This window comes from Winogradskyella psychrotolerans (assembly GCF_018860565.1).
Lineage (GTDB): Bacteria > Bacteroidota > Bacteroidia > Flavobacteriales > Flavobacteriaceae > Winogradskyella > Winogradskyella damuponensis.
Window position 1 is genome coordinate 355,377 of the sequence record NZ_JAHKPS010000018.1, and the last position, 23,349, is coordinate 378,725.

General features: G+C 32.4%; 21 protein-coding genes. 13 read left to right on the forward strand and 8 right to left on the reverse strand.

The features are described 5' to 3' along the window. Window positions 1-59 precede the first annotated feature (59 nt). The 4 genes from KO504_RS08150 (at window position 60) to KO504_RS08165 (ending at window position 3,542) form a co-directional block, all read left to right on the forward strand. Window positions 60-350 (forward strand): hypothetical protein, encoded by a 291-nt coding sequence (locus KO504_RS08150; RefSeq protein WP_215925828.1) that lies wholly within the window; start codon window positions 60-62, stop codon window positions 348-350. A gap of 384 nt (window positions 351-734) precedes the next feature. Further along, complete coding sequence (locus tag KO504_RS08155) at window positions 735-1,109, forward strand: GreA/GreB family elongation factor (RefSeq protein ID WP_215925829.1); 375 nt, start codon at window positions 735-737, stop codon at window positions 1,107-1,109. A 298-nt stretch (window positions 1,110-1,407) separates the two neighbouring features. After that, complete coding sequence (locus tag KO504_RS08160; protein WP_215925830.1) at window positions 1,408-2,271, forward strand: DUF5694 domain-containing protein; 864 nt, start codon at window positions 1,408-1,410, stop codon at window positions 2,269-2,271. 155 nt (window positions 2,272-2,426) lie between these two features. Beyond that, window positions 2,427-3,542, forward strand: coding sequence for a hypothetical protein (locus KO504_RS08165; protein ID WP_215925831.1), 1,116 nt, complete (start codon window positions 2,427-2,429; stop codon window positions 3,540-3,542). Between the two features lie 154 nt (window positions 3,543-3,696). On the opposite strand, the gene KO504_RS08170 is transcribed toward KO504_RS08165, so the two are convergent. Both KO504_RS08170 and KO504_RS08175 read right to left on the reverse strand, forming a co-directional pair. Then, entirely contained in the window at window positions 3,697-4,998 is a 1,302-nt protein-coding gene (locus KO504_RS08170; protein ID WP_215925832.1) for a hypothetical protein, read from the reverse strand. 19 nt (window positions 4,999-5,017) lie between these two features. Next, complete coding sequence (locus KO504_RS08175; RefSeq protein WP_215925833.1) at window positions 5,018-7,426, reverse strand: TonB-dependent receptor; 2,409 nt, start codon at window positions 7,424-7,426, stop codon at window positions 5,018-5,020. Between the two features lie 279 nt (window positions 7,427-7,705). On the opposite strand from KO504_RS08175, the gene KO504_RS08180 reads away from it, so the two are divergent. Next, the gene (locus tag KO504_RS08180) at window positions 7,706-8,704 is read left to right on the forward strand and encodes a lipoate--protein ligase (RefSeq protein WP_215925834.1); all 999 of its coding nucleotides are present in this window, start codon (window positions 7,706-7,708) and stop codon (window positions 8,702-8,704) included. Window positions 8,705-8,795: 91 nt separating this feature from the next. Here the strand turns inward: KO504_RS08180 and trhA are convergent, their stop codons facing one another. After that, window positions 8,796-9,422, reverse strand: a complete 627-nt coding sequence (trhA, locus tag KO504_RS08185; RefSeq protein ID WP_215925835.1) for a PAQR family membrane homeostasis protein TrhA — start codon at window positions 9,420-9,422, stop codon at window positions 8,796-8,798. A gap of 3 nt (window positions 9,423-9,425) precedes the next feature. Then, the gene (locus KO504_RS08190; protein WP_215925836.1) at window positions 9,426-10,115 is read right to left on the reverse strand and encodes a DUF4294 domain-containing protein; all 690 of its coding nucleotides are present in this window, start codon (window positions 10,113-10,115) and stop codon (window positions 9,426-9,428) included. A 100-nt stretch (window positions 10,116-10,215) separates the two neighbouring features. Between KO504_RS08190 and KO504_RS08195 the strand changes: the two genes are divergently transcribed. The 6 genes from KO504_RS08195 (at window position 10,216) to KO504_RS08220 (ending at window position 16,235) form a co-directional block, all read left to right on the forward strand. Further along, window positions 10,216-11,304: a M42 family metallopeptidase gene (locus KO504_RS08195; protein ID WP_215925837.1), complete on the forward strand. Its 1,089-nt coding sequence runs from the start codon at window positions 10,216-10,218 to the stop codon at window positions 11,302-11,304. A gap of 46 nt (window positions 11,305-11,350) precedes the next feature. Continuing rightward, entirely contained in the window at window positions 11,351-11,908 is a 558-nt protein-coding gene (locus tag KO504_RS08200) for an NUDIX hydrolase (protein ID WP_215925838.1), read from the forward strand. Further along, window positions 11,905-12,582 (forward strand): PrsW family intramembrane metalloprotease, encoded by a 678-nt coding sequence (locus tag KO504_RS08205; RefSeq protein WP_215925839.1) that lies wholly within the window; start codon window positions 11,905-11,907, stop codon window positions 12,580-12,582. The genes KO504_RS08200 and KO504_RS08205 overlap by 4 nt, the downstream gene beginning before the upstream one ends. A gap of 87 nt (window positions 12,583-12,669) precedes the next feature. Continuing rightward, window positions 12,670-13,146 carry an acetyl-CoA carboxylase biotin carboxyl carrier protein subunit gene (locus KO504_RS08210; protein ID WP_215925840.1) on the forward strand — a complete coding sequence of 159 codons (477 nt, stop codon included), beginning with the start codon at window positions 12,670-12,672 and terminating at the stop codon, window positions 13,144-13,146. Window position 13,147: 1 nt separating this feature from the next. Beyond that, on the forward strand, window positions 13,148-14,587 hold the full coding sequence (gene accC, locus KO504_RS08215; protein WP_215925841.1) for an acetyl-CoA carboxylase biotin carboxylase subunit: 1,440 nt from the start codon (window positions 13,148-13,150) through the stop codon (window positions 14,585-14,587). Between the two features lie 106 nt (window positions 14,588-14,693). After that, complete coding sequence (locus KO504_RS08220; protein ID WP_215925842.1) at window positions 14,694-16,235, forward strand: acyl-CoA carboxylase subunit beta; 1,542 nt, start codon at window positions 14,694-14,696, stop codon at window positions 16,233-16,235. A 66-nt stretch (window positions 16,236-16,301) separates the two neighbouring features. Here KO504_RS08220 and KO504_RS08225 read toward each other — a convergent pair whose 3' ends face one another. Continuing rightward, window positions 16,302-16,748: a DinB family protein gene (locus tag KO504_RS08225; protein ID WP_215925843.1), complete on the reverse strand. Its 447-nt coding sequence runs from the start codon at window positions 16,746-16,748 to the stop codon at window positions 16,302-16,304. Between the two features lie 69 nt (window positions 16,749-16,817). Here KO504_RS08225 and KO504_RS08230 point away from each other — a divergent pair, with 69 nt between their 5' ends. Continuing rightward, a complete protein-coding gene (locus KO504_RS08230) occupies window positions 16,818-18,029 on the forward strand; it encodes a multidrug effflux MFS transporter (protein WP_215925844.1) in 1,212 nt (403 codons plus the stop codon). Here KO504_RS08230 and KO504_RS08235 read toward each other — a convergent pair. The 3 genes from KO504_RS08235 to KO504_RS08245 form a co-directional block, all read right to left on the reverse strand. Then, the gene (locus KO504_RS08235; protein WP_215925845.1) at window positions 18,026-18,646 is read right to left on the reverse strand and encodes an L-threonylcarbamoyladenylate synthase; all 621 of its coding nucleotides are present in this window, start codon (window positions 18,644-18,646) and stop codon (window positions 18,026-18,028) included. The two genes, KO504_RS08230 and KO504_RS08235, sit on opposite strands and share 4 nt — an antisense overlap. Before the next feature lie 16 nt (window positions 18,647-18,662). After that, entirely contained in the window at window positions 18,663-20,990 is a 2,328-nt protein-coding gene (locus tag KO504_RS08240) for an ATP-dependent helicase (protein WP_215925846.1), read from the reverse strand. Between the two features lie 99 nt (window positions 20,991-21,089). Beyond that, window positions 21,090-22,658, reverse strand: a complete 1,569-nt coding sequence (locus tag KO504_RS08245; RefSeq protein WP_215925847.1) for a hypothetical protein — start codon at window positions 22,656-22,658, stop codon at window positions 21,090-21,092. Window positions 22,659-22,788: 130 nt separating this feature from the next. On the opposite strand from KO504_RS08245, the gene KO504_RS08250 reads away from it, so the two are divergent. Then, entirely contained in the window at window positions 22,789-23,310 is a 522-nt protein-coding gene (locus KO504_RS08250) for a hypothetical protein (protein ID WP_215925848.1), read from the forward strand. Window positions 23,311-23,349 lie beyond the last annotated feature (39 nt).

A 23,349-nucleotide genomic window follows, 5' to 3' on the forward strand; every position in this document is an offset into this window, starting at 1 on the left:
AAGTAACTTTAAGCTAATTTTGAAACATAGTTTACATCATAAGCAATCCGCTTTTTGCAATGGCAATCGGAATAAAAAAATACGAAAACAAATATGTGTTTGACCAAGTTAAGATTAAGCATTATCCGATTAAAAGCAGTCAAGTAAAAAAAAGAACTAAATATTATAAAGAATTTGTTTTTGTTTCTGATGTTAGAGACAATTTTGTACGATTTGGAACTGAAAGAGACGAATCGAAACAAGGTTATGCAATTAAAAATCCGATTACATTAAAAACAGAAAAAGGCGATTATGGAGCTTATCGATTTGAAGTGTTTCGCTATACTCAAAAATATGAGGCTTTAGACTAAATCTGTAGAACAATTTTAATAGTACCTTAGTAGGTATAACCTTGTAAATATTAAATCTAATGATTATGTTTGTAACTCATTATATTTAATACCAATGGCAGCAATTTATGTTCTATATCTTAAAAAAAATCCTCACGGATTAGCGCTATCATTATCTTATTTACATGACGATATTTTTTTAAAAAACTCAAAAGAGTTTATTAATTAATCCCTGTTACGACTCAAAACAGGGATACTCTCGATTATTCTTAAAATTTAATCTTATTTTATTCTTAACACTATTACTAGCATTCAAAAAATAGCAGCTCCATTTACTGTACACTATTTTGGATGATTGAGTCACAACTATACATAGTATTAAGAAAGAAATTCAAAAAAGATATTATGTCAAAAAATGTAATTTTAACAACCGGAATATACGATATGATTAAAGATCATGTTCGAAAAAAAAAAGTAACTAAACAAGAAGAAGAACTATTACTTTTAGAATTAAAAAACGCCAAACAAGTACTTAGGCGAGACTTACCAAATGATATCGTTACAGTTAACCGACGTGTAAAAATTAAAGATCATACAGAAAATAAAGAAAAAGAATATACGTTTGTGTCAACCACAAAAGCAAATAACAAAAAAGGAAAATCATCTATTTTATGCGATGTTGCGGTTGCTACAATTGGCAGACAGGTAGGCGATATAATAAATTGGCCTTTTAAAGATGGAGAAAGAAAACTAGAAATTTTAATGGTTGAAAATCTTTAAACTTATAAAAAGAGTCTTTGTTCTAATAACACAAAGACTCTTTTTATTTTTTTATACAATTAATATACTTGCAGGCTAAGAAAAAGATAATCCCTCTTTAATCTGAAGATCAGAATTATATTAACCTCACCTAGAATAAAAAACAACTCACATCACCATGCGTCATTATTAACTAGATCTCAACTACTTGGAAATTCTAGCAGAATTTCCTTTAGTTCGTTTCATTTTTGCTAAATTAGTTTTATAAATACATCACAACCCCTATTGAGACCGTTGTCGCCAATTTAAAAACTGACAGATGAAACAAACAATTTTACTTTTATGCCTTTTATTTTTAAGCTGTAATACTAAAAATGAATCGCAGGAATTAAAAAATAAAAGCTTAACCGAACAAAAAAGTGACAAAATAAAAGTTCTAAACTTTGGAACATTTCACTTTGGTTATACTCCTGATGCCAACAAAACAGAATTTGATGAACATAGTGATGATGCACAAAAAGAAATTAGAGAAATTTCTAAAATGTTAGCGGAATTTAAACCTACAATAATATGTATCGAGAACTTACCAAAATTTAATGACGAGATCAATAAAGCCTACCAAGAGTTCTTAAATACCCCTTCTACATTAAATACAAATTATGGGGAAAGTAGTATGATTGGATTTGATGTAGGTAGGCTAAGTAATGTAAAAAAAATATATGGGATTGATAATCATATGGGCTATAATTACAGCGTCGGAGATTTTATTGAAAACAGTCCCGATCATGAAAACGCTATTGATTCAAAAACCTATTTACAATTTACAAACGAACCATTTAAAGAATATCCCGAAATGGCTAAACGTGAAGCTAACTATGACAAATTATCTTTACTCGAAAAATTAAAATTAATTAATGAGCCATTACACCTTGACTACTCAATAAACACCAATGCAGACAAACTACTTTACGTTGGAATAGATGATGGATTTGAAGGTGCTGACAATGCTGCCATCTTTTATCATAGAAATATGAAAATATATTCTAATCTAAACAGAATTCCAATGACAAAAAAAGATAGAGTATTTATAATTATGGGTGCAGCGCATACTGCTTTTTTAAGAGAGTTTATGAGAAGAAGCCCAAAGTTTGAAATGGTAAACACTCTTGAATATTTAAAATAAAAAACAATCTCTGAAGTAATTGCTGGTACTCGCCTACTTATAATCCCTTGTAGATGTTGCTTCTCATGTTTGCTACACTTGGGGCTATTCGGTTTTATTTCCTAAATTGGGTGCTTATTCATGCCACAAATTTTATCCAACACCCATTGTAAACTATGAGAAAGACACTACTCCTTACATTAATAATTACTTTTTCAATATGTCCTATTAATGCTCAAAACTTTCTTAAAAGCTTATATAGTTTAGAACAGTTTCCTAAAGAAATGCAAAAAAGCAAAGCATTTATAGAGGAGGTTTGTTCTGATGTTTTGATATATAATTATATCTATGGCGGAAATAACAGCTCACAATTTGATATTAAATCTAAAAATGGTTTAAAAATTAACTTCCCTTTTAATGATGAATTTTATCTAGATTTCCTTGATAAGACAACAAAAGAAAATTTAAAAACGTATACATTTCATATAGATTATGAATTTAAATATTTGAATTACTATGATGAATTTGAATTAGATGAATCAATATTTTCATTGTCTTCCATTTTTAATTTAGCCACCACATATTATGATTTAGATGAATATAGTTTGATAACTAAAGTTTTATTTTATTACAAACCAGAACTCGACTATAAAACGAAACGACCTGTTTTCTTTAAAGATTTATCCCATGTTTTGAAATTAGAAGTTATACCTGATTTTGACGACATATTGGATGAGGCAAAATCTGAAAACCTTATGAATAAGGAAATTGAAGAAATAATGCTAGATGCCATACTCGAAGAAACAGAATACGAATATGAAGAAATTACGTCTCTGATTTTTGACTTTTTTATTTTAAATAAAAAAAGCGACACAAAAACTATTGAAAATTTAAAACGAATATTTGAAAACAACAACCTTATTAATGAAATTGAAACAAATATCCTTCAACCTAAAATAAATATCACATTGAGTCAAGGAGGCTATTTTAATATTCCAAAAAAATATGTAACAATTAATCAATCTGAGTTTAAGGCATTACCCATTAACACTATTGAAATCAGAATAGATTTTAAAAACAACAAAATTTTAATCGATTTTAAAAATAAAGCATCTACCAATATAACCATACAAAAGGCTTTATTAGGGTCTAAAGAAATTAAAGATGTTACAATTGACACTAGAAAAGTCAGCTTAGAAATATCAGATGATGATTTAAAATTTAAGATATTAAAATACAATCCATACAAGCCTTTAGATAATGAGATGTATGAAATAAAATTGAAACAATAAATACGTTTATAAAGTAGGTTTCAAAAAAACACCTATTACAGCAACGCTATTATGTATATAGACACAAAAAAACCAGAACATAGATATATTCTGGTTTTTTATTGAAATATTTAACCTATTATTTTGAGTTGATAGGCTTAGGTTATTTTAAATTTTAAAATAATCCAATGTAAGAAGCATCAGTTGTTCCTGTTTGTAATGTAGCACCTTTGGTGTAACCATCTGCACTAGTAGAACTAGGATCAAAAATATAAACATTACCTACACCTCCTAAAGAAGCTAAAGCCATATATAATTTACCATCAATAACACTTGCCCACTGGTATTGACGCAACCATAAATCTATAGGAATATTCATTTTCACTGCTGTTTTATTGTAAACATCAACTCTTACAATATACCAATTAGAACTTGCACTGTCCCCTAAATCTGTATTTAAAACAGGAACATAACCAATACCGTTACCTACATAAAACCAACCTGTATTTGCTTCGGCATTATGACCTAAAAGCGATTTAATATCAAATTTACCATAAGCTGTATCATAAGCACCATTGCTAATTTTCATAATTGAAGCATCACCAGATGTTATTAATTGGTAAGTATCACCTAATTCATCTTTATGTGCAACAGGTGTTCTATAACCATTTGTAGAACCTTGAGCTAAGGTTGACACAATTGTAGTTTCATTTTCTAAAGAAGGGTAATCTACAACTAGAGTTTCTACATTATCATTAACCATAGTACCATTTTCTCCTGTTAAAGCATCATAAAAACGCTTTGCAACTCCGTAGTAAAGTTTTCCGTTAGCAATTACTGGGGCATCAATACGAAAAGTATGAATACCATCGCCAGAATTATCTTCGTTATAAGGAAATTCAAAAGACGTATTTTCTAATACACTCATTGTATTTAAATCTACACGAGCTAAAGTAACAGTGGCTTTAGTTCTTACGTAAGGCGACGTTTCTTCATCTGGATTTTCATAGATATTTTCTGTAGTTACATTGTGTAACATAGCATAATTATCATCAATCTTTGTCCAACGTGGATAGGCTGTTCCCATCACTGCTTGGATATCTGTTGTTAAAACTAAGTCGTAATTTTGTCCACTGATATAATCATATTTAGCAATATCACCACCTCCATAATTTAAATTGTAAACCGTTTCACCATCATCAGAGGTATATAAACGTGCTGTACGAGTTGACGGAACTTCTCGGCCATACCCATTAAAAGTAAACGTTTTATTTGGGTCATTAAGTTCTTCTACTGTAGTCCCTTGTATGTACGTTTCAGATTCACCAGTTGGGCTAGAACCTATTACCAAATGATATGGTCTGTAATCAGATGTATTTGATGGATCTGATGACGGTGTATCGTCTTCACTACATGAAAACGTCATTAAAGATAAAGCTGATAAACAAGCAATACGAGATAAATATTTAAAATTCATAAGTATTAAATTAATTGATTTATAAAATTGAAAAAGTAAGTTTCCCATAAAACCCTCTTCCTGGTTTTTGAAGGGCATAATTATCGAATAACTGATGATTTAATATGTTTTTTACATCAAAGCTTAGTGATACCTTGTTTTTTGGAAATGTAAAAGCAAAACCTGCATCTAAAGAAACTTGAGCAGGAATGACTGTTTTTCCTGAGCCACCAAGTACACTACTGTGTCTAAAAAACTCGTGGACATATAATAAATTGGTATAAGTTGATAAACGCGCTCCTTTCTGAATAAAATTCTGTACGTTATATTTTAGATTATAGTTCATCGTAAAATAAGGAGTGTTGGCTAATCTTTCATAGGTTGGTGTAATAGGATTTCCATTCACATCATACGTAACATTGTGATCTCTAGCATTAAAAAATGATGTGTTTGCACTAAAAAACAAACGCTCTTTATAATTATAATTTAATGTGAAATCGATACCTTCTGTATAAATTTTACCGACGTTAGAGTTCTCAAAAAACTCTTCATTGCTACCTGTAGGAAAAGGCATAATTAAATCTTCTGTATCTCTAATAAACACATTGGTAGTCACGCCAAACGTATGTTCTTTAAACTGTAAATTATCGTACGTAAACCCTAAGTTGTAGTTATTACTATGCTCAGGCTTTAAATTAACTGAAGCATTTAAATTAGCTGCGACATTACCAAAAACCTCATTGGCCTCTGGTAAACGAATCGCTTTTTCAGCAGAACCAAATACAGAAAATTTAGGAGAGAAGGAATACGAAATTGATCCCCCAAAACCAAAATCGTTAGAGTTGATGTTATTCTCCTCAATAAATATAGTTGACTCCGAAGTGTTTGAACTTCGCGTACGTAATTTTGAAGTTCTGTCCATATAATACGATTTACCAAAAATTGAAGTCCTCAACTTTTCATCAAAAGCACTATTTTCATATGAAAGTGTTAATATAGATTTTAAATAGCCGCGTTCTTCTCTTAATGCGTTTTCTGCAGCAGGAAGCATTGGGTCATCAGAATCTCGTGTAAATGTGTTTAGTAAATGATTTAGCTGAATGGTATTATTATCATTAATATGGTACGCAACATTAGAGCGCATATTAATAGTCTGATCAATATCTTTTTGAAGTGTTGGGACACTTGCTTCTGCGCCTGTAGCCCAAACATCGGGATCGTTATAGTAACTTGTAGGATGACCTAACCAACTGTATTGTGTCGCAATAGTATCTATGGTTTTTCTGTTGAGACGAGAATAGGACGCAAATGCACTTACGTCTAAGTTCTTAGCAATACCTTTTTTTGCATACTCTAAACTATACATATTAGTGCTTTGCTCTGTAAATCGGTTACCATATACAATTTCCATTGTAGCACCTGTTTGAATCTGTTGATCCATATTAGAGAGTAAAACACCAGCCAATAATTTATCTGCCCAAGATACATGAGTATAACCAAACTCTGCCTTTCCGCCTTGCGATCTATAGCGATCATGAAAGCGTTTGGCTTTAATATACACATCTGGTGTTCCTGCAGAAAGCGCTACAGCTACTTGGTCTCCCCAAACTTCATAATCGTTATCTGCATAATTCACAAAAGCAGAACCTCTTGCCGTAAAACCATTTTTGTTATTTCTATAACCACCATTAACGTCGGTTCTATAGGTTCCAAAAGATCCTGCAGAAACAGACACTTTTAATTCATTTTTGGTAATGTCGTTTAACACAATATTAATCGCTCCACCCATAGCATCATCAGATAAATGTGGAGGTACAACACCTTTATAAACTTCAATGCGTTTAATTAAAGATGGAGGAATACTGTTTAATGAAAAAGAAGGTCCAAAATTCCGAATAGGCACTCCATCAATAAAAATCTTAACAGAATTACCTGTCATCCCATTAAGGTTATAATGTGCATGCGAGCCCAAACCACCTGATTGGCGAACTCTAACACCAGCAGATTGGTCTAGTAATTCATTAACTTGTATCGATTGAATAGCGGCTTCTTTCGTTTCTATAACATTAACCGCAAATCCTTTTTCTTCAATTTTTTGCTGCACCGTTTTAGATTTTACAAAAACTTCGTCTAATGCTGCAACTTCGAGAGTAACATTGACCTCTTTATTTTTTTCTTCTAACTGAACTGTAACGGTTTTAGGAAGGTCATTTAATGAATAAAATGCTATTGTATATGTCCCGTAAGGAAGATCTTTAAAATTATAAGCTCCATTTATATTGGAATTGGTTTCTTTAGTTATAGCATTTCCCTTTAATACAATGAATGTAGAAACCGCAGGTTCATTAGAATCATATTTCACCTTTCCGTAAAAATTTCCACTTTGACTAAAGCCTAAAATGCTAAAAAATAGAAATACGTAAATAAAAAATAGTTTGAATTGGAACACGTCTAAATTTTTGACAAAATTATTCTTATTTATATTTATTCCAAATAAAAATAATAATAATTTATCATTATTTTTATAGAGCTCTGGCAGCTATACTTTTACATCAATTTTCACAAATCAAGCCCCAAAAAAACACACTGCTGATTTTTAATTTATTGATATGGATTTAAAGCTTGTAGCTACATATATAACAGCATCACACCTACTATATTTAGTTTGACAACGACAGCATTATACTCAATTTCGTTACCTTTGTAAACAACAAATACTACAGTTTCTATGATTTTTATTGATAATGAAGGCCACACAAATCCGAAATTAAATTTAGCTTTAGAGGAATATGTTTTAAGACATTTTGATGCTTCTACAGATTATTTACTGTTTTACATTAATGAGCCCTCTATTATCATAGGACGCAATCAAAATACCTTAGAGGAAATTAACCAAGAATATATAGAGGCTAACAATATTCATGTCGTACGTCGGGTTTCTGGCGGAGGAGCTGTTTATCATGACCTAGGGAATTTAAATTTTAGTTTTATTACTAATCACGATGGAAAAAGCATTAGCAACTTTAAGAAGTTTACAGCGCCTGTGATTAGAGTATTAAACGCTATGGGTGTTTCTGCCGAATTAAAAGGGAGAAATGATATTTTGGTTGATGAGAAGAAAATTTCTGGAACAGCTCAATTTTCTACAGGAAAACGTATGATAAGTCATGGGACTTTATTATTTGATACAGATATGGGTGAAGTTGCTAAAGCCCTACAAGTAAAAATGAGTAAAATACAATCTAAAGGTCATAAATCTGTTAGAAGCCGTGTCGCAAATATTAGTGAATTTTTAGAACAACCTATTTCAATGGCACATTTTAAAAAGCAATTACTCACAGGTTTATACGAAGCTAGCGAGCCTTTTGAAACCTATAAATTAACGGAAGCTGAATGGAAAGCTGTACACGATTTAAAAGCCGAAAAATATGATTTATGGGATTGGAATTTTGGACGTTCACCTAAATTTAATATCCAACGCAATAAACGATTCGCTATTGGTGAAATAGACCTTCGTATTTTTGTAGAAAAAGGTCATATTTCAGACTTTAAAGTCTTTGGTGATTTTTTTGGAAGACAGCCTATCTCAGATCTAGAAGACTTACTTATTGGCATTCCTTATGATAAACATGAAATTAAGAAAGCGCTACAAAATGTTGCCATAGAAAATTATTTTGGCACATTAGAAAAGTCTGATTTTATAGATCTTGTCTATGGCAATGATTAACGATAAAAAATAGATTAAACAATTAGAAACAATCCTAATATGTTGTTTCTATGCGACTACAAAATAAGATCTAATAATGTCTTAAATGACATTATATCACATGAAGATAAATCATAAAAAAATGGCAAATGGCTCCGCCTAAAACAAATAAATGCCAAATCACATGATTGTAAGGAATTCTACGAATGGCATAAAAAACAATTCCGACAGTATATAATAAACCTCCTGCGTATAACCACAATATCCCATTTGATCCAAGGGCTTCAGACACATTTGTAAAGTCAAACACGATAAGCCAACCCATTACCAAATATAATAATGTTGAAAAAACTTCAAACCTTCCTGTAAAAAAGAGTTTTAACACCACACCAAAACCCGCAATTCCCCATACAACCCAAAACAAAAGCCAGCCTAAACTGTTAGTTAGTGAAATGAGTAAAACAGGCGTATAAGTACCTGCAATAAGTAGATAAATACTGATATGGTCTACAATTCTAAAATAATGCTTACGCTTCTCCCCTTCTACTGCATGGTAAAATGTTGAGGCTAAAAAAAGAATAATTATAGATAGTCCGTAAACAATAACACTAAATAAACTCCAAGGTTTTAAGTGATTAGCATCTACAATCAATAACACTAAAGCTATGACTCCTAAGAGTGCACCAAAACCATGTGTCCAAGCATTTAATTGTTCTTCTAATTTTGTTTGAGCGCGCATTATTTAACCTTTTGAATTCTTTGGTGTTTTGGGTTTAGACCATTTATTTAAGCTTTCATAAAAATCGATTTCAAAAGCAGGTTCTTGCCGTTTTAAACGTTCATTCTGAAACGCACGTTGCAAAATATCTTCAATTAAATAGTCTTCTTCATCATCAATAGGACTAAACTCCTTCTTCAAAGAAATATCAAACAAACTGGCTGTACTATTAAACCAAAAAGCTCGCCAACCATTCCGTAACTCCTTAATAAGATCAAAAGTTGTTTTTCCCGTTTGCCTATGAATTAACTTCACCAAAATCTGACCTTCGGTTTTAGTTAACTTCTTTAGTTCCGCTGAAAATTCATCTTCAATATAATTCTGAATAATCTTAGCATAACGTTTTTTATCACGTTTACGCTCTAAGCCATCGAGTCGTTTTTGTAAGGCTTCTAAACGTTCTGCCGCAAGTTTTGCGTAAGGATATACTTTTAAGGTTTTTCGTCTTAAAATTAGATATCTAATTCGAGCCTCTTTAGTTTCAAATTTTAAATTAGGTAGTACCAAAACTTCGTTTAACTCTACAGAGGTTACAGGTATAGAATCTCCTTCAATATACATGTAATGTACTTCTGTAGAATCTTGTTTAATAGGGTTTTCTTGAGCAAAAATTGCCACTGAAAAAAACAAGGCTATGTAAATAATATATTTCATCTATTACAACTGTACCAAAACCATTCCAAAATTAATAATATTAAAGCCTATAACCTTAAAATCGTATTAATATTATTATTTTTATTGAAAATTTAAACAGATGGCAAAAAAACAATTACTGAACAAAAAGTCTATGGACTTTTTAGAAAAATATTTAAATAACGCTTCTCCTACAGGTTATGAATGGGAAGGGCAAAAAATTTGGATGAATTACCTTAAACCTTATGTTGATGAATTTATAACTGACACATACGGAACTGCTGTTGCTGTAATTAACCCAAAAGCAAAGTTTAAAGTAGTGATTGAAGGACATGCTGATGAGATTTCTTGGTATGTCAACTATATTTCTGACAATGGTTTAATTTATGTCGTTAGAAATGGAGGTAGCGATCACCAAATTGCTCCTAGTAAAATTGTAAACATTCACACCAAAAAAGGCATTGTAAAAGGTGTTTTTGGTTGGCCTGCAATACATACAAGAAGTAAAGCTAAAGAACAAGCACCAAAACCCGATAATATATGTATTGATGTTGGAGCTAAAGATAAAGCTGAAGTTGAAAAAATGGGAGTGCATGTTGGTTGTGTTATAACGTACCCAGATGAATTCCACATTCTTAATAAAGACAAATTTGTATGTCGCGCTTTAGATAACAGAATGGGTGGTTTTATGATTGCTGAAGTAGCAAGATTACTACACGAAAACAAAAAAACATTACCGTTTGGACTTTATGTTACCAATTCGGTACAAGAAGAAATAGGCTTACGTGGTGCCGAAATGATTACACAAACCATTAAACCAAATGTGGCTATTGTTACTGATGTAACACACGATACAACCACACCAATGATAGAGCAAAAAACACAAGGTTATGCCGAAATTGGAAAAGGTCCTGTTGTTGCCTATGCACCAGCTGTACAGCAAAAACTACGAGATTTAATTACAGATACAGCCGAAGAAAAGAAAATTCCTTTTCAGCGTGCCGCGTTATCTAGAGCTACAGGAACAGACACAGATGCTTTTGCATATAGTAATGGCGGTGTTGCTTCTGCTTTAATCTCATTACCGTTGCGTTACATGCATACAACGGTAGAAATGGTTCATAAAGATGATGTAGAAAACGTTATTAAGTTAATTTACGAAACATTACTTAAAATAGAAGACGGAGAAACATTTAGTTATTTTAAATAAAACCAAAAAGACCTGTTAGCATAAAAACTAGCAGGTCTATTTATATATGGACGAATATCTTGACATAGTAGATAAAAAAGGGAGACCAACAGGAAAAACAGCTTTAAAATCTGAAGTGCATAAAAAGGGTTGTCTACACAATACTATTCATGTATGGTTTTATACTTTAGAAGGCGAAATTCTTTTACAACAACGCTCACATAAAAAACTCATTTGTCCACTACTTTGGGATGTATCTGTTGCTGGACACGTTGATGCTGGTGAAACCATAGAAGAAGCTGCTGTTAGAGAAACTAAAGAGGAAATTGGTTTAAATATTCATGCCAACGACTTAAGACGGATTGCCACACATTTTCATGAAGGGTCTTATAATAACGGAGCTATTCAAGATAATGAGTTTCATCACATTTTTATCTCAGAATTAAAAGTACCTCTAAAAAACTTAGCGCCACAACCAAATGAAGTTGAAGCGCTTAAATTGGTATCATTAGACGTATTTTCAGAATTAGTTTTTAATAGTTCTAAAAACATGCATTTTGTTGAAAGTAATAGCGATTACTACCATTACATAGCTGGGGAAATCTATAATCAAATTTTTGAATGAATCTACTCTTACTAGCTGTTGCTCCTGTCTTTGCTATTCTTCTATATATTTATATTCAAGATAAATATGAAAAGGAACCCAAAAGCATACTAATTTCTAGTTTTCTATTTGGAGCTATTGTTAGTATAATTATTGTCTTTATTCTATACTTTTTCACCGGAAGATTTATTCCTATTACTGATAATTATAGCATTTGGCAACAATTTATCCAAGCATTTATAGTCGTTGCCTTGTCAGAAGAATTTAGCAAATATGTCATTGTAAAATATTACGCACAACCCAAAAAAGCATTCAACGAACCTTATGATGGAATCATCTATGCCGTTATGGTATCTATGGGGTTTGCGTGTACAGAAAACATCATGTATGTCATAGAAGGAGGTTATCAAACTGCTATTTTAAGAGCATTTACGGCAATACCTGCTCATGCCACTTTTGGTGTATTGATGGGCTTCTATATGGGAAAAGCAAAATTTTCAAAAAATCGTACCTTATTCAATTTAACAGGCTTATTATTAGCCGTTTTGTTTCATGGAGCCTATGACTTTTTCTTGTTTATTAATTTCGTTCCTGGCATTTCAATTGGAGCATTTGTTTCTTTAGCTGTTGGTATCATTCTTTCGAAAAAAGCGATAAAAAAGCATCAGGAAAATTCAAACTTTAAATCTTTATAAAATTCAGATAATAGATAAAATAAACCTTAATAATTTCATATTTTGCAGGAAAATTACAAACTGCTAATCATTAACAAACTCAATTTTATGTATAAAATAAAAGTAAATACTTCTCATACTTTTGATGTCACTAAAGAAAGCATGGAACAACTAGATGTTATAGAAACATCAACCAATAAATATCATATACTTCAAGATAATACAACGATAAAAGCAGCAATTTTAAATACTGATTTTAATCAGAAAACCTATACTATAAAAGTAAATAACACGGCTTATGACGTCGATATTTATGATGCGTTAGATCAACAAATTGAAGCTCTAGGTTTTGAAATAGGCGCTTCAAAACAAGTTAATGATGTAAAAGCACCAATGCCTGGATTAATTTTAGAAATCAATGTTAATGTTGGAGATGAAGTTAAAGAAAATGATGATCTTCTAATTTTAGAAGCTATGAAAATGGAAAATGTATTAACCTCACCAAGAGAAGGCGTTATAAAAGCTATTGAGGTTAAACAAGGTGAAACTGTCGATAAAAATGCACTCTTAATAGAATTTGAATAATATGAAAAAACTACTAGTAGCAAACAGAGGAGAAATAGCCATAAGAGTAATGCAAACAGCAAAAAAAATGGGCATCAAAACAGTGGCCGTTTTTTCAGAAGCTGATAGAAACGCTCTTCATGTAAAATATGCAGATCAAGCTGTTTGTATTGGCCCAGCACCTTCTAACGAATCGTACTTAAGAGGAGATAAAATTATAGAAGTTTCTAAATCGCTTAACGTAGATGCCATACATCCTGGTTATGGCTTTTTAAGTGAAAATGCCGATTTTGCAGAATTATGTGAAGCAAATAACATTATATTTATTGGTCCACGTTCTAAAGCCATAAAAGTAATGGGAAGCAAATTAGCGGCAAAAGAAACCGTTAAAGCTTATGATATTCCTATGGTTCCTGGTACAGATGAAGCCATTACCGATATTCCTGAAGCTAAAAAAATAGCCGAAGACATCGGTTTTCCTATTCTTATTAAAGCCTCTGCTGGCGGAGGTGGAAAAGGCATGCGTATTGTTGAAAAAGAAGCTGAATTTGAATCACAAATGGACAGAGCAATTAGTGAAGCTACGAATGCTTTTGGAGATGGCTCTGTGTTTATTGAAAAGTATGTTGCATCGCCAAGACATATCGAAATCCAAATCATGGCAGACACACATGGTAATGTCATCCATTTATTTGAACGCGAATGTTCTATTCAACGTCGTCATCAAAAAGTAGTTGAAGAAGCACCATCAGCGGTTTTAACACCAGAATTGAGAGAAAAAATGGGGCAAGCAGCTATTAATGTTGCGCGTTCTTGTGATTATATAGGAGCTGGAACTGTAGAATTCCTTCTAGATGAAAATTTGAATTTCTATTTCCTAGAGATGAATACAAGGTTACAAGTTGAGCACCCTGTTTCTGAATGGATTGCTGGAGTAGATTTGGTAGAACTTCAAATACGCGTTGCTAGAGGCGAAAAATTAAATCTAAAGCAAGAGAATCTAAAAATTAATGGTCATGCTTTAGAACTCAGAGTTTATGCCGAAGATCCTATGAACGATTTTCTTCCAAGCGTAGGAAATTTAGAAATTTACCAACTACCTGAAGGTAATAATATTAGAGTAGATAATGGTTTTGAAGAAGGTATGGACATCCCAATTTACTACGACCCAATGCTATCAAAGCTAATTACTTACGGCAAAACACGTGAAGAAGCAATTGAAGTAATGGTAAATGCCATTGACAATTACCATATAAAAGGAGTACAAACTACTTTAGCCTTTGGTCGTTTTGTTTTTGAACATGATGCTTTTAAAAGCGGAAACTTTGATACACATTTTGTAAAAAAGTACTACTCACCTAGCCTTTTAGAAGAACAGCAAAAGTTAGAAGCAGAGATTGCTGCAAAAATTGCCTTAAAACATTACTTAAAGGCACAAAAATTATTACGAGTACCGAATTAACACTGTCATTCTAAACCGTATATATAAATTTAAAGATTCAGCACAAACTAATCTACATTACCAATTAGATTCTGAATCAAATACTGAATGACAAAACAAAAAAATTATGGATTCTAAAATAAAAACACTTAATGAAAAACTAGCCTTAGCCAAATTAGGAGGTGGACAAGCTAGAATAGACAAACAACACCAAAATAAAAAATTAACAGCAAGAGAACGTGTGCTTTACCTTTTAGATGAAGGTTCCTTTGAAGAGATTGGCGCTTTAGTTACCCATAGAACTAAAGATTTTGGCATGGCTGACCAACAATTTTATGGCGATGGTGTAGTTACAGGTTACGGAACGGTTAACGGTAAACTAATTTACGTTTTCGCTCAAGATTTTACTGTTTTTGGTGGTTCATTATCAGAAACTCATGCCGAAAAAATCTGTAAAATTATGGACATGGCCGTTAACGTTGGTGCTCCTATAATTGGATTAAACGACTCTGGTGGAGCACGAATTCAAGAAGGTGTCCGTTCTTTAGCGGGTTATGCAGATATATTTTATAGAAATGTTCAGGCCTCTGGTGTAATCCCTCAGATTTCTGCAATTATGGGTCCTTGTGCAGGTGGAGCCGTTTATTCGCCTGCTATGACAGATTTTACACTTATGGTTCAAGATACAAGCTACATGTTTGTTACGGGCCCTAACGTTGTTAAAACAGTAACTAATGAAGAAGTAACAAGTGAAGAACTTGGAGGCGCAAGTGTACATTCTTCTAAATCTGGTGTAGCCCACAAGACAGCAACTAATGATGTAGAATGCTTAGAAGACATCAAAAAACTACTAAGCTATTTACCACAAAGCAATAAAGAAAAAGCAGATGATCTTCCTTTTGAACTTAAAGAAGAAGTTAGAGAATCGTTAGCAACTATTGTTCCTGACAATCCTAATAAGCCGTACGATATGCATCAAGTTATTGAAGGCATTATAGATAACGACTCTTTTTATGAAATTCATAAAGACTACGCCGAAAATATTATTGTAGGTTTTGCGCGTTTAGGTGGAAAATCTATAGGTATTGTTGCCAATCAACCCATGTTTTTGGCTGGTGTTTTAGATGTAGATAGTTCTAAAAAAGCAGCACGTTTTGTACGTTTCTGTGATTGTTTTAATATTCCGCTACTGGTCTTAGAAGATGTCCCAGGATTTTTACCAGGAACAGATCAGGAATGGAATGGAATTATAGTAAACGGAGCAAAATTATTATATGCATTTAGTGAAGCTACAGTGCCTAGAATAACCGTTATTACGCGTAAAGCTTATGGAGGAGCTTACGATGTAATGAATTCTAAACACATTGGAGCTGACATGAATTTTGCATGGCCAAATGCAGAGATTGCAGTTATGGGCGCAAAAGGTGCTGCCGAAATTATCTTTAAACGCGAGATTTCAAAAGCTGAAGACAAAGAAGCCAAATGGAAAGAAAAAGAAGCTGAATATGCTGAGTTATTCGCCAACCCTTATAGCGCAGCCGAACGTGGTTTTGTAGACGATGTCATTTTACCACAAAACACAAGACGTAAATTAATTAAAGCCTTTAGCATGCTTGAAAATAAAGATGTTGTAAGGCCTAATCGTAAGCACGGGAACATCCCTTTGTAAGCAATAAGGCAAACTTATTCTATAGACTTCACAGGTTATAAAATCTGTGAAGTTTTTTTTTATCTGCTATTTTTCAATTAACCGTCTATGATAATTCACCTGTCCTAAATGATATGCAAGATGCGTACTTAAATGAACTAGAAAATACGCTGTAGTCATAGGTGCATTAAGAACCTGAAGTTTATATTCCCTTTGTAAATCTTCAACAGTTAAATTTTGTAAAGTATTCTCCACAATACTAATAGTATCTTCAAGTTGTTTTATCAATTCAGATTTAGAAACGTCTGTTAATGAGAATTCTAAATTGCGTTGTCTTATATATCCTGAATGCCCTAAAACAGAACCTATAAAGTGATTTAAGTTTCCTATAAGATGCACACATAAACTTCCAGCAGAATTGCTCACCAAACCATCTATTTTCCATAGATTAGATGCATCCTTATATTGATTAATCTCTTCGATTAATTTACTAAGATCTCTTTTAAATAACGTTATTAGTGTATCTGTAAGCATCTATACAATTATTAAATATTAGTATTATTTCTAATCAAAAATAGATAATAATTCACTTACTTTTGCCCAATGCAAAATCAAAAAAGGTCTCAATTAGAGTTTGTGGTATTAATGGCCGCGTTAATGTCTATTGTCGCACTTTCAATAGATGCAGTTTTACCTGCTTTACCTAAAATTGGTGAATATTTAAGCAGTGTAAATGAAACAGAAAATCAGAAGCTTATTACAGCTATTTTTTTAGGCTTAGGTTTTGGTCAGCTTATTTTTGGTCCACTGTCTGATAGTTTTGGACGTAAACCCATGGTTTATTTTGGCTTTGGTGTATTTGTTATTGCCTCTATTATATGTATCACAACAAGAAACTTTGAAATGATGCTTTTTGGACGAGTTTTACAAGGTGTAGGTTTATCATCACCAAGAACCATGAGTACTGCTATAGTTAGAGATTCTTATAGTGGTGACCATATGGCAAAAATTTTGTCTATCGTTACCATGACCTTTATTTTAGTACCCGTAATTGCTCCCATGTTAGGTCAGTTTTTATTGAACCATTTTGGATGGCACTCAATTTTTACAGTAAACTTAGCTTTTGGATTGTTAGTAATGCTATGGTTTTGGAGGCGACAACCAGAAACACTTCATGAAAAATATCAAAAGACATTTAAATTATCAAATTTTAAATCTGGTGTAACCACCTTTTTTAGAATAAAGTCTGCCATTGTTTACACATTGCTTTCTGGTTTAATTACGGGCTCTTTTATGGTGTATTTAAGTACATCGCAACACATCTTTCAAGTGCAGTACAATCTAGGAGATTTGTTTCCTTATATTTTTGCTAGTTTGGCTATTACTATTGGTCTTGCTACGTTTTTAAATAGCGCAATAGTAATCCGGTTTGGTATGTGGAATTTGGTTAACATTGCTTTAATCGTATTTGTTGTTAACGCTCTTATATATGTGATATTATTCTGGTCTGGTGTAAACCCTCCTATAGAAATTTTAATGGTGTTCTTAATGCTTCAATTTGCAAGTGTTGCATTCTTATTTGGAAATTATAGAGCTTTAGCTATGGAACCTATGGGACATATTGCAGGAGTTGGAGCTGCCCTAAACGGGTTTATTTCTACCGTTATGGCTGTACCAATAGCGAACTTTATTGGTAGTTTTATAAAAACTTCTGTATTACCTCTATTTATAGGTTTTTTAGTAACAGGTGTTATAGGTCTAATTTTATTTTACAGTGTAAAGAAACCTGTAAGAGAAAACCTGAACAAGATTTAAAAAATTTCTAAACCACCTTTACCCTCTCTAACAACTTCTGGAGGATCTACAGATAAGTCTACAATGGTTGATGCTTCATTGTCTCCATAACCGCCATCGATAACAATATCTACTAAATTATCCCATTTTTCAAGGATTAATTCAGGATCTGTTGTGTACTCTAAGACATCATCATCATCTCTTATAGATGTTGAAACAATAGGATTACCTAAAGCAGCTACTATGGCTAAAGCTATAGAGTTATCTGGAACTCTAATACCAACCGTTTTTCGTTTTTTGAAAGGATTTGGTAAGTTTTTAGAACCTGGTAAAATAAAGGTATAAGGCCCTGGCAATGCGCGCTTCAGAATCTTAAATGTTGTTGTATCAATCTGTTTTACGTAATCACTTAGATTACTTAAATCCTCACAAACAAATGAAAAATTAGATTTTTCTAACTTTACACCCTTAATTTGAGCAATACGTTCTAAGGCCTTTATATTAGTAATATCACAGCCTAATCCGTAAACAGTATCTGTTGGATAAATGACTAAACCACCACTTTTAAGTACTTTAACAACTTTCTGAATCGCTTTAGGATTCGGATTCTCAGGATATATTTTAATAAATTCTGCCATAATGAGTGTCCATAAATTATCGCATTATTTGGAGCTTAGCAAAACGCAATAATAGCTTTTTTGTATCTCCTTTTTGAAATTTAATTTCGGCTTTGGCGTCTGCGCCTTTACCTTCAATTTTAATTACTTCTCCTCTACCAAAACGTTGGTGGTTTACTTTATTACCAACTTCTAATTTTTTATCAAAAGAATCAGTGTCGCTTTCAGCTTCACTTACTGGAACCATTTTTTTAGGTGCACTGATTTCAAAATTTTCTGGTTTCGTTTTTGTCTTCTTTTTTGGCATTTTTGCAGTTTTTGGTTTTGCAAATCTAACACGATTCGGCTCTATATCTCCAAATATGGAGGCATCTAACATTGGATTACGTCGTTCTTTTAAAGGTGTTGTTATATTTATAAACTCATCATCAATTTCTTCGATAAATCGACTTGGTTCTGCATCTATCAATTTTCCCCAACGATATCTAGATAATGTATAAGTTAAATACGCTTGTTTTTCGGCTCTTGTCAAAGCTACATAAAATAATCGACGTTCTTCTTCAAGCTCGCTTCTTGTATTCATACTCATGCCACTTGGAAACAAATCTTCCTCCATGCCAACTATAAATACATGTCCAAATTCTAGACCTTTTGCCAAGTGAATCGTCATTAAAGCCACATGGTCTGGATCTCCTTTGTCGCCATCTAAGTCTGTTGCCAATGCCACATCCTCTAAAAATTCGGCTAGAGAATCACCTGCATCAGCTAATTCCATTTGTCCTTCAACAAAATCTTTAATACCGTTTAATAATTCTTGAACGTTATCTGTTTTTGTTACACCTTCTGGTGTTCCATCTTTGCCAAGCTCTCTAATTAGTCCACTGGTTTTAGAGACATGCTCGGCTAAATCGAATGCATTTGCGGTCTGATTCATCACCTTGTAACTCTCTATAAGTGTTACAAAATCGCGTAATTTATTTTTTGTACCATTATTAATGTTGATATTAACCGAATCAATATCCTTCATTACATCATACATGGTTTTTCCTGTAGCATTGGCCGCAACAACCAAACGATCTACTGTCGTCTGACCAATTCCTCTTGCCGGATAATTGATAACACGCTTTAGAGCTTCTTCATCTGCAGAATTTAAAATTAAACGCAAATAAGCCGTAACGTCTTTAATCTCTTTACGTTGGTAAAACGATAAACCTCCGTATATTCGATATGGAATATCACGTTTTCTCAAAGCATCTTCAATGGCTCTAGATTGTGCATTGGTACGATACAACACAGCAAAATCGCTATTGTGTAATTGTTCGTTCATTTTAGTTTCCCAAATAGTACTAGCGACATATCTCCCTTCATCACCATCAGTTAATGCTCGGTGAACTATTACTTTCTCACCTTCGTCATTTGCTGTCCAAACAATTTTATCTAATTTGGTTTTATTGTGCTCTATAACCGAATTGGCGGCACCAACAATATTTTTAGTAGAACGGTAATTTTGTTCTAATCGGAACATTTTTACACCATCGTAATCCTTTTGGAAATTTAAAATATTATTAATATTCGCACCACGGAAGGCATAGATACTCTGAGCATCATCTCCTACCACACAAATATTTTGAAAACGGTCTGCTAAGGCTCTAACAATTAAATATTGCGAATGATTGGTATCTTGGTACTCATCCACTAAAATATATCTAAACTTATCTTGGTATTGTGCCAATACATTAGGAAAACGCGTTAATAACTCATTTGTTCTCAATAACAAATCGTCAAAATCCATGGCACCTGCTTTAAAACAGCGGTCTACATATTCTTTGTAAATTTCACCCATTCTAGGTCGCCTTGCCATGGCATCGGCTTCCATAAGTTCAGGGTTTTTAAAATAAGCCTTAACAGTAACTAAACTGTTTTTATACGATGAAATTCTACTAAACACTTGCTTCGTTTTGTAGATATCTTTGTCGAGTCCCATTTCTTTTATAATGGCACCGATTAACTTTTGGCAATCTTGAGTATCGTATATTGTAAAATTACTTGGATAACCAAGATGGTGTCCTTCGAAACGTAAAATCTTAGCGAAAACAGAGTGAAATGTTCCCATCCACAAGTTTTTTGCTTCACTTTCGCCAACGATATCAGCAATTCTACTTTTCATTTCTTTAGCCGCTTTATTAGTAAAGGTTAAGGCTAAAATATTGAAAGAATCAATACCCTTACTCATTAAATAAGCGATACGATACGTAAGCACACGTGTTTTACCAGAACCTGCACCAGCAATGATAATCATTGGTCCATCGACCTGAATTGTAGGTTCTAATTGTGCGTCATTAAGTTGACTGAGATACTTTTCCAAACTAAAAATTTTTGAAGGAGTAAAATTACGGATACTCTTATAGTTTTCCGCATCTAAATCCGATAAATTACAAACAATATTTTAATGGCTATATATTAATCAGTTTTCCTTCTTTCCGTCTCCTGTCATTACAGAAAGTAAACCGCTTCTTATATTTAACCAAACATAATTAAATACAGATTTGGTAACATCGCGCTCTACACCTTCTGCTTGCCCATAACGAAATACTTTTTTTTCGTCGTCACTGTCTTTTGATATAAACAAATTAACAATAGTTGATAGAAATTTATTTTTCTCTTTTCCATCTTTTTTTAAGATCAAAACTTCAAAATCATCATATTTCATTTTCATATCTATTCGAGATGTACTTGGGTTGCCGCTAATTGTGAAATAAGTTTGTTGTAACTCTCCATTGAGATCTACATTAAGGTTAGGTTTTGTAAACTGATCCATAGTTACAGCTTTAAACAATCCTAAATCGGCTTTAAATACAAATTGATCTGTAGTATCTGCAACTTTAAAATTCCAATTGACTTCGATTGATGAATTTTCCATAAAAGTTGAATTCACTTTTATCATTGTTACGTCCTTAAGATATGTATTACCTAAGTTTGTTATAGTGGCATTCATATTTGTAAAGTCTAATCGCCCTGCTTTTTCATCGTCTTTTACTTTTTCTAAATATGAAATTTCTCCATTTCGTATTTCAACTGAATTCAACCCCAAATCAAACTCCAAATTTCTAAGAGAAGTACCATACAGTTTTTTATAAGTCTCATCATCTGCAACTAATTTATCTCTATAAATTTCTGCTTTAAGTGAATTTAAAAGTACTTTTTCCGATTTAAAATAAAACGTTTTATCATCATTAAACCCAAAATTCATGTCTAAAAATTTCACTTCGTTTATATGAAGGTCGAAATGATCGCGTTCCGTTTTAAGAATTTCTGAATATTCCGCTTTATCATATTTTGTTTTGAGCTTAAAATCACTAAAAGTCGCATTATCATTAGTAATCTGAATTGAATTCACCCATAAATCATCAAACTCATTTATTGTCCATTTTAGATTTTTAGCTACCAAGGTAAAATCGCCATACCTAATTTTCTTATCCTTTTTTGAAGCTTTAGGATTAATTTGAACATCGTTTAATTCAAAATTAAATTTAGGCATACTCAAAAGTGTACTATCTGTATCATATTCGGTTATTAACACATCTGCATTAGTGATGGCTATTTTTTCAACAGCAATAATTTGTTTTATTTGATTTAGAAACCCATTTTCATAGTCGTCGTTATTCACCTTTGGATTGTGTTTATATGTTGCCACTAGCCGATTAATAATTAACGTTTCTACCGAAATCTTATCATTAAAAAGATAATCCCAATATCCCAAATTATTAATTTCAATAGTTTTAAGCGTTGCGTCTAAAATGGTCTTATTAGTAGTTTTTCCTGAAACAACTACTTTTGGTGATGCTAATTCTAAATTTCCTGTCCAAACATTAACATCTATTGATTTGTACGCTACCTTTACAGATTTAGGCAAGTCATCAATAACTGTTGCTATTTTGTTTTCAATAATTAAATTCAAAGCAAAGGTTGATGCTACAATTACCAATAAAACAATGGCACTAATAATTCCTATTTTTTTTTGTTTACGACTCATAGTTTTAGTGATAAATTTTCAAAATCTTTAAAATAAATTAACTTTACAGATTGGATATTGAATTTACATATAAGACTATGTCATTCTTAACCAATAACAAATTAATCTTAACTCAAAAAAATCAATTTTAATGGATATTGATAATATTATAGAACTTCTTTTTAGTATTGCTCCTGCAGTAATTGTTGGTACTATTGCCTATTACTTTTTTAAGCAACATATTGAAAATGAAAACCGTATGAGGCGTTTCTTATTACAAAAAGATTTACAAAAAGAAAGCTTTCCTTTACGCTTACAAGCTTATGAACGTATGACTCTTTTTTTAGAACGCACATCACCTTCTAAACTGCTTACTAGAGTACTCCCAACCTCTTCTAATAAAGAAGATTACGAAAGTTTACTTATTGCCACAATTGAACAAGAGTTTGAACACAATTTATCACAACAAATTTATGTTAGTGACCAATGTTGGTCTATTACTCAAGCCGCAAAAAATGCAACGATACAGTTGATTAGAAAGGCTACTATACAAGAGCAAACAGATACGGCAAACAAGCTTCGCGAAATCATTTTAACAGATCTTATGGATAAACCTGCGCCTAGTAATGCAGCACTGGCTTTTATTAAAGAAGAAGTTAGTGAAATGTGGTAGGTTACAAAAAGATGTCAATTTGTGAAGTTGAAAGACGAC